The sequence below is a fragment of the Pseudophaeobacter sp. genome, assembly GCF_039971195.1.
Lineage (GTDB): Bacteria > Pseudomonadota > Alphaproteobacteria > Rhodobacterales > Rhodobacteraceae > Pseudophaeobacter.
The window spans coordinates 1-12318 of the sequence record NZ_JBDWPJ010000229.1; the positions used below are offsets into that span (position 1 = coordinate 1).

Genomic DNA, 12318 nt, shown 5'->3' on the forward strand with positions numbered 1-12318 from the left:
GCTCCCGCCCGTCGTTTGAGCCTCAAAGAGGCCCGCCTCCCGTTGGGAGGGGGCGCGCCGCGCTGGCCGGCGCGGCTCCGTGTGGCTGCCTTGTCGTCGCCATTTTATTGGTTGTGTGCCTGTGGGGCGCGGGGCTGGCGCTGCAGACCTGTGGACAGGCGGGCCTTGGAAGTAGGCCAATGTAGTAGGGCACCGTGCGGCGCGGGTCTTGAGGCAGTCTCCTCAATGGAGCGCTGCCGCGCCGTGCGTCAGCACGGCGCCACCCCCAACGGCCCCGGCCTTCGCCAGAAGGCTGCGGGGTGGACGGGAGCGCTCCCTTTTGCAAAAGCCTAGGCTTTTACCCTCCAGCGTTGGAGGGGCTGTGCCAGGGTCTTTTGGGGGATGAGAGTATTGTTGTCTGCGGGCACTCTCGGCTAGACTAGAGGCTTGTTTCTGCCAGCGCCACGAGGTCAGCCATGAACGAACAGGCCAGCATCCTGCGAACCGGACGAAAATTTGACCAGGTCCTGAAGGGCGCGCGCGAGGTGTTTTTGGCCGATGGCTTTGAAGGTGCCAGCGTTGATGAGATCGCCCGCGTTGCCGGTGTCTCCAAGGCGACGCTGTACAACTACTTCCCCGACAAACGTCTGCTGTTCATGGAAGTGGCCCGCAGCGAATGCGCTCGCCAGGCGGATGCGCCGATGGAACTGGCGAGCTCTTGCTGTACCCCGCGCGAGATCCTGCGGGTCGCTGCTGGCCATATCCTCTCTGTGAGCCTTTCTGATTTTGGCATGCGGATGTTTCGCATCTGTGTGGCCGAGGCCGATCGTTTTCCGGACCTGGGCCGGCAGTTCTACGAAAGCGGCCCGATGCTGGTACGGGGCAAGGTGCGGGACTATCTGCGCAGTGCCGCGTCACGCGGAGAACTGGTGATCGAGGATTTTGACCTGGCTGCCGATCAGTTTGCAGAGCTGTGCCGCGCCGATCTGGTGCCGCGGTTCCTGTTCAATATCGACGCCAGTTTCTCGCAGGAAGAGCGCAACCGGGTGATCGAAGGTGCGGTGGAGATGTTTTTGGCGCGCTACGCCGCTGCCCCCAGCTAATTCTCCACGCGTTGCTGGTGTCCCCCGGCCCGGGCCTCGCGGGGTAGGGCAGGTGCAGACCTCTTGCCACCTGTACCCTTAGTGGGTGATGGCCCGATTGGGAGTGCCGCGATAGGATTGATGGCAGCTGTGACAGGCCTGCACCATCGCCGGAACGCTGCGCCGTAGCCCGGTTAGGGACCCGGCGTTGATCTGCTTGGCCGCCAGACGCGCGGTTTCTGCCCGTTGTGTAAAGTCCTGCCAGCGGGTCCAGATCTCGGGCCGGGCATGCGAATTGGGCTCCATCCGGTGTTTGGAAAACCGTTTTGGGATTTTGCGGGTGCTGGCCATCAAAGAACGCCGGGCGGCCTTGGCGGCGGCCAGATCATAGTTTCGGCGTCCGGCAACCATCTCGCCCAAAATGGTGAGCGCCGCCTTTTGCCCCTGCATCAGGGTAACCCGCTCTTGGACATGCTTATCGGTGAAGACGGCGCTGCCTGCGCTCAGCTCGGCGCTGAGCAGGATCAGGCAGAGGCACAGGCTGCTGGCTGAGGCTGCCAGTTGGCGGATGGGCTGAAAACAGGATTTCATCAGGGTCTCTCCGGGCCGGGGGTTAGGAGGCAAAACGGGTGGCACTAATAAACGAGGTCTTGATCGAATCGATGCGATTGAACAAAAGGTGAACGAGCGGCGAGGGAAGGAGCGCGCGATCTTGCCGAGCCGGACTGGGTCTTTCCCGCAGCCTCCCGTGCCCATAGATCTGTTTGCAACCCTGTAGCGTCAGCCCATCATGTCTCATCAGTCCAGTTTGTCCCATGCTCCTGCACCGCCTCATCGTCGTGTCTTGTCGCTTTGGTTTCCACGGCTTGGCGCCGAACGGGTGTTGCGTTTGGCACGCGGCAGCCTGAGCGGCCCGCTGGCCATTGTGGAGGAAGTCTCCAACACTCAGGTTATTTCTGCGTTAAATATGGCTGCTGAAACAGCAGGCCTGCAGCGCGGCCAGGGGCTGCGCGATGCCCATGCCATCTGTGCGGACCTGATTGTGCGCAGCCGCAATCTGCCTGCCGAGCTGGCCTTTCTGGCGGCGCTTAGGCGCTGGGCGGGTCAGTTTTCCCCCTGGGTGGCCGAAGAGCCGCCAGAGGGGCTGGCGCTGGATCTCACCGGCTGCGCCCATCTTTTTGGCGGCGAAGAGGCGCTGCTGAGAGAGATCGAGACAGGCTGCCATGACATGGGGCTGAGCCTGCAAATGGGGCTGGGTGATAGCCTGGGGGCCGCCTGGGCGCTGGCGCGGTTTGCCGGCGCCACCCCTGCGCCCAGCCGCTCTGGGGCGTCGATTGATCAAGAGGCCCCGGCAACCCGAGCTCGGGCGGCAGCGCCGCCCAAATCTTTACAAAGCGCGGCAGCGCCACCCAAATCCCTACAAAGCGCGGCAGCGCCGCCCGGGTCGGTGCAGGCTGCGGCGCAGGTTGCAGCACCGGCACAGGGCGGCCATCCGCGCAATCAGGTGCTGCTGCACAAGGGCAAGCGGCGCCACTGGACGCGGGGCGGCATGGCACCGCAAACCCTGGCGCTGCCCCCGGATGCGGCGCGGATTGCACCGCCGGGGCAAAGCTATGGTGCGCTCTCCCCGCTGCCAGTGGCGGCGCTGCGGCTGGAGCCCACGGTGGTGGCGCAGCTGGGCCGGCTGGGGCTGAGACGGATTGGTGATCTCCTAGGGCAGCCCCGCTCCAGCCTGGCGCGGCGCTTTGGCCGGGGTTTGGTGCTGCGGTTGGATCAGGCCATGGGCAGCGCCCCGGAGCCGGTCTCTCCCAAACCGGTGGAGGATCACTTTGCGGCGCGGCTCAGCCTGCCAGAGCCCATTGGGCTCAAAGATGATGTGCTGGCCGGGCTGGCGCGGATGTTGCCGCAGCTCTGTGCCCGGCTGGAGGATCGCGGCAAGGGGCTGCGCAGCCTGCGGCTGGAGGCCCATCGCGTCGACCAGGGGGTGCAGATGGTAGAGCTCACCCTGGCCCGCCCCAGTCGCGACCCGGCGCGGATTCTGCCGCTGCTCGAGATGAAAGTGGAGGAGATCGACGCAGGCTACGGTATCGAGATGCTGCGGCTTGAAGCCCTGCAGGTGGAACCAATCCATGCCCGCACTCAGGCAGGTCATTTGCAGGCAGAGGTGGCCGCAGAGGCGCGCAAAAGCGGTGATGATAGCGGGTTGGCGGATCTGGTGGGGCGGCTGGGGGCGCGGATCGGGCTGGATCAGATCACCCGGCTGCACCCGGTTGATACCCATATTCCGGAAAAAACCGCCAAGGTCCTGGCGGCGGCCTGGTCGGAACCGACGCCAAACTGGCCACCGGCGCCGCATGACCGGCCGCTGTTGCTCTGGCCACCGGAGCTGGTGCATGCGCCGCTGCACCCCAGACTGCCTGCTCAGTTTCGCTGGCGCGGTCGCGACTGGCAGTTGGGGGAGGCCACAGGACCGGAACGGATCGCACCGGAATGGTGGCTGGAGGATCCCAACTGGCGCAGCGGTGTGCGCGATTATTGGGTGGTGCTGACCGCCTGCGGCGCGCGGCTCTGGCTGTTTTACGCCCATGGGGGTGCGCTCTCGCCGGGATGGTTCTGCCAGGGGAGCTTTGCCTGATGCTGCAAGACTGGCGCAAATACTTCGCCCCGGAGCGAAGGGAATGTGATGGGCAGCAGCCATGTGACAGGTTAGTTTGGCGATATGACAACACCTCGTTTTGATATCATTGGCCAGGCGCTGAGTGACGCCAGCCGCACCCGGATGCTCTGTGAGCTGATGGAGGGGCGGTCCTTTACCAACAAAGAGCTGGCTTCGGCGGCGGGGATCACCGCCCAGACCGCCACGGCGCATCTGCGGATGTTGCAAAACGCCGGGCTGGTCCTGGCCGAAAAACGCGGCCGCTGCGTGTTCCACCGGCTGGCCAATGCCGAGGTTGCCGGGGTGCTGGAGCAATTGGCGGCGATTGCTCCCAGCTCCCATCTGCATCTGGCGCAGCGGCGCAAGGCCGGGGATATTGCCCAGTTGCGCAGCTGCTATGACCATTTGGCGGGTCCCCTGGCTGTGGCGATGACCGCGCGGTTCTTGCAGCGCGGATTGCTGGTCGAGGAAAACGGCGGCTTTCGGGCCTGCGCCGATGAGACCTGGCAGAAACTGGGCGTCAGCCTGCCGCAGAAGGTCTCCGCCGCGGACAGCCGCCAGTCCTTTGCCCGCCCCTGCATGGACTGGACCGAGCGCCGGTTGCATGTCTCGGGGCCTTTGGGCAAACAGATCCTCACCCATGCCTTTGACCGGGGCTGGGTCAAACGCAACACCCATAAACGCGGATTGCAGCTCACGGGGCTGGGATCGCGGGCCCTGGCGGAGATCCTGAACCTGCGCAGCGAGGCTCTGATTGATGTCTGATACACTGGCTGATCTGACCTCAGACCGATTTACCGTGGAATCGGGCAGCAGGGTGCTGGTCCAGGTGCCGCAGCCGGCCGCCAGCCAGGTTCTGCAAGCGATCCTCGCGGTGGAGCCGCTACAATGGGGGGATTATGATCAGGTGGCCTTTACCACCAAGGCCGGAACCCAGCAGTTCCGGGTTTTACCACAGGCGCGCAATGCGGCCACGGATCAGGCGGTTACAGTGGCCTGCGTTGAACTGCAGGTTTTTGTACCCAGGCGTGGGCAAGCGTTGGAGCCCGTACTGCGGGCAATCTATGATGCGCACCCCTACGAGGAACCGGTGATCCAGATCCTTGCGGCACAGCGCAGCTGTCATCGGCGCGGAGCGGATGAGGCAAACCCAAACAGGTTTTGGAACCAGCCTCCGGCAAATTGGGTGCCTGAATGGCATCGTTGAACGGGGATTTGCTGCAAAGTATCTTGATTAATGGCGCGGTAGCGGCGACGCTTGGGTATGAGCATTGATCCCATTCAGCCCAAACCAAGCGTCGTAATCCCGCAACAAGTTGCTTTTGACCGACGCGAGATGTCGGTGATCATGTCGCTCTATGGCCGCATGGTCGCGGCGGGAGAATGGCGGGACTATGGCATTTCCTGCCTGCGCGATCTGGCGGTGTTTTCAATCTTTCGCCGCACCGCTGAACATCCGCTTTACCGGATCGAAAAACATCCCAAACTGCGCAACCGTCAGGGGCTCTATGCGGTGGTGGGCATGGATGGCCAGATCCTGAAACGCGGCAGCGACCTGAAGGCGGTGCTGCGGGTATTGGAGCGTAAACTCATCCGGGCGGTGAAATAACCTGTGCAGCCCCGGCGGCCTGTCTTGCGGCCCCGGGGGCCTGCGTTGCGGTCGCTCACTTAGGCGATGGCAAGCGCCGATGCGCTGTCACCGGCCCATCGCCTTGATCGGCGATACGGGCAATTGCCGCTGTAACAGGTTCCAGCGCCACTGCCATCGCATCCGCATTGGCGTGCAGCAGGGTGTCCGGGTCCTGCAGCAGCGCCACATGGCCTTTCCAGAACAACAGATCGCCGCGCTGGTAGGCGCTGCCGGGGGGCAGCAATGTGCCCAGCTCGCTTTCCTGCGGACCACTGTCGCCGGGGCAGGCAATGCCGCAGGCGAGACAGGCCACCTGCACCAGGCCAGAGCAATCAATGCCAAACCGGCTGTTGCCCCCCCACAGATAGGGCGTGCCTAAAAAGCTTGTCGCGACAGCGACGGGATCACTCAGCCGCTGATCCATGGGGGAGAGATGCGCCTTCGGGATATAGCCCTGATCGGTTGCCGCGAACCGGCCTTCAATCTTTGACACCAGAACCTGACTGCCCAGGCAAAGCGCCGACCGTTCCGGGGATTTGAAATCGGCCTCGGTATAGGCATGGCTGGAAGGCGCGCTGACCCAATGGCTGCTCGCCTGCGCCTCTGCGAGGGCCGTGTTGGGGAGATAGCCCTGATAGCCATCCTTGGCTGCGCGGATGTGGCTCCAGCCCTTGGTTTCCTCTAGCACCTCTACCGGATCGCCGCAGAGCAATTGCCGGTCGCGTCGCCCTTCGGGCTGGCGCAACAGATCGACGAGGGGCAGGGCGATACGGGCGTGCTTTAGCGAAATCTCTGTCATGGCACTCACAACCCCAGCAGCTCTGGCAGGGCAGCAAAGAGCGCCCGGCAGCCCTGTCCGGTACCGCCCTTGGGACGGGCCGGGGCGGCGCTGGGGGTCCAGCCGTAGATGTCAAAATGCATATAGCGGCTGTCGCCGGCAAAACGACGCAGGAACAGCGCGGCAGTGATTGACCCGGCAAAGCCGCCGGAGGGGGCATTGTCCAGATCGGCAATGCCAGGCTCGATCATTGCCTCGTAGGGGGCATGAAAGGGCATGCGCCAGACCGGATCGGCCTGCGGGCCTGCACAGGATGAAAGCGCGGCGGCATCGGCGTCAAAATCGGTATAAAACGGCGCCAGGTCCGGGCCTACTGCCACTCGTGCCGCGCCCGTCAGGGTCGCCATCGAGATCACCAGATCAGGTGCGCCCTCATCCGCCAGGGTCAGCGCATCGGCCAAAACCAGACGCCCCTCGGCATCGGTATTGTTGACCTCAACGGTCAGCCCACGGCGTGAGGGCAGCACATCGCCGGGGCGGAAGGCATTGCCGGCAACAGAGTTCTCCACCGCCGGGATCAGCACCCGCAATTGCAGCGGCAGCTCGGCGGCCATGATCATCCGCGCTAGTCCCAGCACATTGGCGGCCCCGCCCATGTCCTTTTTCATCAGTCCCATGCTTGCGCCAGGTTTCATGTTCAGCCCGCCGGTGTCAAAGCAAACGCCCTTGCCCACCAGGGTCAGTTTTGGCCCGGTGCTGCCCCATTGCATATCAATGAGCCGGGGCGCCTGCTCGGCCGCCCGGCCAACGGTATGGATCAGTGGCAAATTGGCGTCGAGCAAATCATCGCCACTGATCACCCCGATGGAGGCTTCAAACTCGCTCGCCAGCGCCTCAGCAGCGGCTTCGAGCTGGGCAGGCCCCATGTCAGCGGCGGGCGTGTTGATTAGATCGCGGGTGAGATATTCGGCGGCGGCCAGAGATTCGACGGCGGCGGCATCAATGCCTTCGGGGGCCAACAGTGCTGCCGCCATGGGTTTGGCTGTTTTATAACGGGTAAACCGGTATTGGCTTAGCAGCCAACCCAGGCATTCACTCTCCAGTTGCGCCGGTGGCAGGGTCAGGGCGTTTTGAACGCCGGAAACAAGCTGATAGCTGGCCTCGGGGAGTTTTTCTGCTGCGGCGGCCAGTGGAAACCGTTTGCGGGCGCGCTGGGCAGCATTGCCAAAACCTGCAAGCGCTAGTGGCCCAGAACCATCCAGCCCCGGCACCAGCAAGGCCTGACCGAACCCGGCGATAAAGCCATTTTGCGCCACCCAGGCCTGCAAAGGCTCGGATTGATCCTCGAGCCAGGTTTGCAGCTGGTCCTGCTCAATAAGATAAAGAGGAACAGCAGAGGTAGAGGCTGCGGCAAAGCGAGGGGCCATGGGGATACTCCGGTTGGGCAATTGCCCTCAGACTATCCGCCCTCCCGCTGCCTGCAAGCCCCGGCTGTCGCCTCTAGTGTGTGAATATGCAGAAATCTGCGCGCCAAAAAGCAGCCTTCAAAACAGGCCAAGGCCGCCTGGGACCGTTTTGGTCCCGAGGGCGGCCTGGCATGTAGGCGTTTTACACTACAGCTCTGAGCGTTTTTTAAACGGTGAGATCCTGTTGGTCCCAAACCGCTGTCAGGGAACGTTCCCCAACGCGCAACAGGCGGAACAGGATCGCTGCAATCGCCGGTGCATCTTCGTTATCTACTGCAACTGTGACATCCCGGGCAATCGACGCCATGGCGCTCATCCCGATCTGATCCGCAATTGCAATCAAGGACCGGGCGTTCTTGCGCAGGCCCTCCATATTATTTTGACGCCATAGGCGTTCACAATGCGTCAGGCGCACTGCAAGTTCCTCGATGGCGCGACAAACGACATCTTCGGCACCGGCTTCGCCTAGCTGTGCATAGAGTTCACCGAGTTTATCCGGATCCAGACGCACGTTTTCTGTTTGCATGACAGTGAGTATATTAGCCACCACATTCACCCCAAATTTAATGTGCCCCCACGGCACGTGATCAATTTGACGGCCAGTGGTTGTCAAAAGGTTTCCGGCCAAATGCTCAAATCGCTCAAATTTGCTAACAATACAGGCCAAAAGTTCCGTCACTCGTTACATCAGGGGATGCATCTTTTGGAATTCACCAAGCCTCTACCGCCTGTATGATTACACGCTATCACCGCTAAAAAGCTACTGCTTATGCAGAAAATCAAAAGGGCAGCACCGCCTTGCGACCCAGAGGCAACGCCTCCGGGCCATGGTGAACTCTTGTTGTGACAAACGGAGGCAGGGGGGGCGTTTTTGTTTGAGGGACTGGTCAAGGGGGCTTTTGATGGCCAGCGTGATCCCGACAATCTGTTGCCATCTGAATTGAAAAGGGACGATCACCTTGGCGTCAAACCAAGGCGAAAAGGGATGCAGGGGTGCAAATATGTCCATATTTCATCGCTTTAGCTCTTTCGAGATGGGGCGACGTGCAGGGCAGTATAGATAGGTGCAAATTTTTTGAGGCGACGCTCTTAGCCAAGGAAAGCGTTGAAGGGGTGCCTTCAAACCCAAGTTCGAACTGGTGACCGAAGCCGAAACTGCCGCGGGCCAGTTTGAAGGCCGGGCCGTGGCTGCTTCGCTGGAGAACCTGTGATGTTCCCCACCATCGTGCATGCGGTCAACGGGGGTGTTTCAGCCTGCATGCACTGTGGACGGAGATCGACGAAGATAGTTTGAAATCCTATGATCCAAACACGGATCACTTCCAAAAAGTTTAAACATTTCTGGCGTCTGTAACTGCGTGGCAGGGTGGTTAGCCCGTCGCATTCTCTTTGAGTTTTAGCAATCAAACAGGCGGCGCGAAGGTTCCTTGCGTGGTTTTTAACAGGTGACTTAACCTCTAAAGCCCCTCCGCGTGTCCGCGGGGCGGTGCCTTGTTCCCGTAAAAAAACCTGTGGTTTTCGAAATGCGCTTGGAAAAGCCCGTTTCCGCCTTCAAGACAATTGTACCTCTCCTGCAAATATGCATTCTCGGCTGGCGGACATGTGATGGCCAAAACCTAAGGTGCGCGAAGAGAGAACCTTTCCGATAGGAGCGCCGCAGATGCAGGCTGGATTGATCATGTTGTGCTTGGCCTATGTGCTAAGCCAGTTTTTCCGCGCCTTCCTTGGCGTTCTGACCTCGGTGCTGGGGCAGGATATTGGCGCTAGCCCCAGTGATCTCGCGGATGCCTCGGGCATGTGGTTTTTGTCATTTGCCGCCATGCAGCTGCCGGTGGGCTGGGCGCTGGATAAGATCGGACCACGTCGCACCGCCGCCTGGCTATTGTTTCTGGGCGGCACTGGCGGTGCCTCGGTCTTTGCGCTAGCGACCTCTCCTTTCCATGTCAGCATGGCGATGTTCTTTATCGGCATTGGCTGCTCGCCGGTTTTGATGGCCTCTTACTATATCTTTGCGCGCCAATACCCGGTAGCGCGGTTTGCCACCCTGGCGGCGCTGATGCTGGGCATGGGATCGGTGGGCAATCTGGTGGCCTCTTATCCAACCGCCTTTGCGGTCGAACACTTGGGCTGGCGTGCAACGCTCTGGGGGCTGGCCCTGGCTTCCTGGTTGGTGGCGGCGGGGATTTTCTTGACGGTGCAGGACCCTCCCAAACCGGAGGGGGAACAAAAGGGATCGGTGCTGGATCTTTTGAAGATGCCGGTGCTCTGGGCGATCTTCCCACTGATGTTTGTCTGCTACGCGCCCTCTGGGGCGCTGCGGGGGTTGTGGATCGGCCCCTATCTGAGCGATGTCTACGGGCTGGATACCAGTGATATTGGCCTGGCGGCTTTGGTGATGGGCGTGGCCATGGTGGCGGGCACCTTTGCCTACGGACCGTTGGACCGCATCATTGGCAGCCGAAAATGGGTGATTTTTACCGGCAATGCACTTGGCGTGGTGGCGATGCTGGCATTGATCGGCGTCACGGGTGCACCGGTCTGGATGCCGATTGCGGTGATGGCGCTGGTCGGATTTCTGGGTGGCTCCTTCCCGGTGATCATCGCCCATGGCCGCGCCTTTGTGCCGCCGCATCTGGTGGGGCGCGGTGTGACCCTGCTCAATTTCTTTGGCATTGGCGGCGTGGGAATCATGCAGTTTGCCTCGGGAACCTTGCATTCAAACCTGGCCGGAGCAGAGCCATCCGCGCCCTATCTGGCGATTTTTGGCTTCTTTGCAGTGGCTCTGGCGGCGGGATGTGTGGTTTATCTGTTCAGCCGCGACAGCATGGAGTGACCGGGCCTTTATTTGCAGGGCAATTGCCTATAAGAGACCCCAGCCGGCCATAAGGCCGGGTGATACTGGAGAAACAAAATGGGTTATCGCGTCGTCGTCGTTGGCGCCACAGGCAATGTGGGCCACGAAATGTTGAACATCCTGGCTGAGCGCCAGTTTCCTGCGGATGAGGTTGCCGTTCTGGCCAGCCGTAAATCGCTGGGGACCGAGGTGACGTTCGGCGAGAAGACGTTGAAGACCCAGGATCTCGACACCTTTGATTTCACCGGCTGGGACATGGCGCTCTTTGCTGTGGGCTCTGACGCCACCAAGATCTACGCCCCCAAGGCCGCCAAAGCCGGTTGTGTGGTGATCGATAACTCGTCGCTATACCGCTACGACCCCGATGTGCCGCTGATCGTGCCCGAGGTGAACCCCGAGGCCGTGCATGGCTATGCCAAGAAGAACATCATCGCCAACCCCAACTGCTCGACTGCGCAGATGGTTGTGGCGCTGAAGCCTCTGCATGACCGCGCCAAGATCAAACGCGTTGTGGTCTCGACCTATCAGTCGGTCTCTGGCTCGGGCAAGGATGCGATCGACGAGCTGTGGGAGCAGACCAAAGCGATCTACAACCCGACCAAAGAGGTGCCGCCAAAGGTCTATCCCAAGCAGATCGCTTTCAATGTGATTCCGCATATCGACGTCTTCCTGGACGATGGTTCCACCAAGGAAGAGTGGAAAATGGTCGCTGAAACCAAGAAGATCATCGACACATCGATCAAGGTTACAGCCACCTGTGTGCGAGTCCCTGTCTTTGTTGGTCACTCTGAATCGATCAATATTGAAACAGAAGACTTCCTGGACGAAGACGAGGCCCGCGACATCCTGCGCGAAGCCCCTGGCATCATGGTGATCGATAAGCGCGAAGACGGCGGCTATGTGACCCCTGTTGAATGCGTTGGTGATTTTGCCACGTTTATCAGTCGTGTACGTCAGGATTCCACCATCGACAACGGGTTGAACTTCTGGTGCGTCAGCGACAACCTGCGCAAGGGCGCGGCGCTGAATGCGGTCCAGATTGCTGAACTTTTGGGCCGTGAAGTGCTCAAAAAAGGCTAAAGCTTTTTGCACTTTCGACTAGGGGGCTGCTTCGCAAGAGGCAGCCCTTATTCTTTTGCAGGACTGCCCAAATCTGGCCACAAAACCCAACAATCCTAAGGTGGGATAGAAAAAGGGGACGTGAGCCATGTACTCGAAAGACTTTGAACGCGAAACACAGACAACCGGCGACGCCGCCATGCAGCAGACCGCCTGGTCCAGCGCCAGCGATCAGCACCGTATGGATACGGAAATGGCGATCCAGCTGCGCATTCTGCTGACACCACATTTCCAAGAGGCCAAGACCTGGTCCGAGCTGCGCGCCGGGCTGCAGGACAAGGGCTTTTACATGAAACGTACCAAGGGCGCGATGCATCTCTTTGATGCCAGCAGCCATGTTGAGATTTGCACCTGTGCCTTTCTGGGTTTCCCCTCCAAGGATCTGGAGCAGCGGTTCAAGCGGGTGCAGCCGGTGCGCAAGGCACCAACTCGTCTGGGCGCAGATGCCAGCGCAGCACGGCACTAGCCCGGCCTCTTGATGATCAAGCCCGCCCTGGGATTGCTTGTCAGGATCTAGAGTTTTCCATTGGCGCTGCCCGCTTGCGGATCTGCCGATGTGGTTCAAAACGGTGCCAGAACGGCGCCGTTTTTGTCGTTTTGGCTCGAAATTATCAGGCCGGTCTCGGCGGGTTTGCGCCGCAGCGCTGTGGGGGGGACAACTGCTGCTGTCATCTGGCGAGGTGGGCTCTACTATGAGGGCATTGCGCAGGCCAATGGGCTTATCACCTGGCCTGCATCCCAACTGATTGCGAGA

12 protein-coding genes are annotated in these 12318 nt (G+C 61.0%); 8 read left to right on the forward strand and 4 right to left on the reverse strand.

The annotated features are described in order from the left end of the window. Positions 1-455 precede the first annotated feature (455 nt). On the forward strand, positions 456-1082 hold the full coding sequence (locus ABJP42_RS19940; RefSeq protein WP_348343575.1) for a TetR/AcrR family transcriptional regulator: 627 nt from the start codon (positions 456-458) through the stop codon (positions 1080-1082). A 78-nt stretch (positions 1083-1160) separates the two neighbouring features. On the opposite strand, the gene ABJP42_RS19945 is transcribed toward ABJP42_RS19940, so the two are convergent. Continuing rightward, positions 1161-1652 (reverse strand): c-type cytochrome, encoded by a 492-nt coding sequence (locus tag ABJP42_RS19945; RefSeq protein ID WP_348343577.1) that lies wholly within the window; start codon positions 1650-1652, stop codon positions 1161-1163. Between the two features lie 199 nt (positions 1653-1851). Between ABJP42_RS19945 and ABJP42_RS19950 the strand changes: the two genes are divergently transcribed. From ABJP42_RS19950 to ABJP42_RS19965, 4 genes are all read left to right on the forward strand, one after another. Further along, on the forward strand, positions 1852-3696 hold the full coding sequence (locus ABJP42_RS19950; RefSeq protein WP_348343579.1) for a Y-family DNA polymerase: 1845 nt from the start codon (positions 1852-1854) through the stop codon (positions 3694-3696). An 84-nt stretch (positions 3697-3780) separates the two neighbouring features. Then, on the forward strand, positions 3781-4482 hold the full coding sequence (locus ABJP42_RS19955; RefSeq protein WP_348343581.1) for an ArsR/SmtB family transcription factor: 702 nt from the start codon (positions 3781-3783) through the stop codon (positions 4480-4482). After that, positions 4475-4924, forward strand: coding sequence for a YqfO family protein (locus ABJP42_RS19960; protein ID WP_348343583.1), 450 nt, complete (start codon positions 4475-4477; stop codon positions 4922-4924). Before ABJP42_RS19955 ends, ABJP42_RS19960 begins: the two co-directional genes overlap by 8 nt. A 57-nt stretch (positions 4925-4981) precedes the next feature. After that, complete coding sequence (locus tag ABJP42_RS19965; RefSeq protein ID WP_348343585.1) at positions 4982-5326, forward strand: DUF2794 domain-containing protein; 345 nt, start codon at positions 4982-4984, stop codon at positions 5324-5326. A 55-nt stretch (positions 5327-5381) separates the two neighbouring features. Here the strand turns inward: ABJP42_RS19965 and ABJP42_RS19970 are convergent, their stop codons facing one another. From ABJP42_RS19970 to ABJP42_RS19980, 3 genes are all read right to left on the reverse strand, one after another. After that, positions 5382-6146 carry a C40 family peptidase gene (locus tag ABJP42_RS19970; protein ID WP_348343587.1) on the reverse strand — a complete coding sequence of 255 codons (765 nt, stop codon included), beginning with the start codon at positions 6144-6146 and terminating at the stop codon, positions 5382-5384. A gap of 5 nt (positions 6147-6151) precedes the next feature. Further along, a complete protein-coding gene (locus ABJP42_RS19975; RefSeq protein WP_348343589.1) occupies positions 6152-7552 on the reverse strand; it encodes a leucyl aminopeptidase family protein in 1401 nt (466 codons plus the stop codon). Positions 7553-7757: 205 nt separating this feature from the next. Next, positions 7758-8117 carry a hypothetical protein gene (locus tag ABJP42_RS19980; RefSeq protein WP_348343626.1) on the reverse strand — a complete coding sequence of 120 codons (360 nt, stop codon included), beginning with the start codon at positions 8115-8117 and terminating at the stop codon, positions 7758-7760. Between the two features lie 1134 nt (positions 8118-9251). On the opposite strand from ABJP42_RS19980, the gene ABJP42_RS19985 reads away from it, so the two are divergent. The 3 genes from ABJP42_RS19985 (at position 9252) to ABJP42_RS19995 (ending at position 12030) form a co-directional block, all read left to right on the forward strand. Further along, positions 9252-10424: an MFS transporter gene (locus ABJP42_RS19985; RefSeq protein WP_348343591.1), complete on the forward strand. Its 1173-nt coding sequence runs from the start codon at positions 9252-9254 to the stop codon at positions 10422-10424. A 78-nt stretch (positions 10425-10502) separates the two neighbouring features. Further along, positions 10503-11525: an aspartate-semialdehyde dehydrogenase gene (locus tag ABJP42_RS19990; protein WP_348343593.1), complete on the forward strand. Its 1023-nt coding sequence runs from the start codon at positions 10503-10505 to the stop codon at positions 11523-11525. Positions 11526-11652: 127 nt separating this feature from the next. Continuing rightward, positions 11653-12030, forward strand: a complete 378-nt coding sequence (locus ABJP42_RS19995; RefSeq protein ID WP_348343595.1) for an aspartate-semialdehyde dehydrogenase — start codon at positions 11653-11655, stop codon at positions 12028-12030. Positions 12031-12318 lie beyond the last annotated feature (288 nt).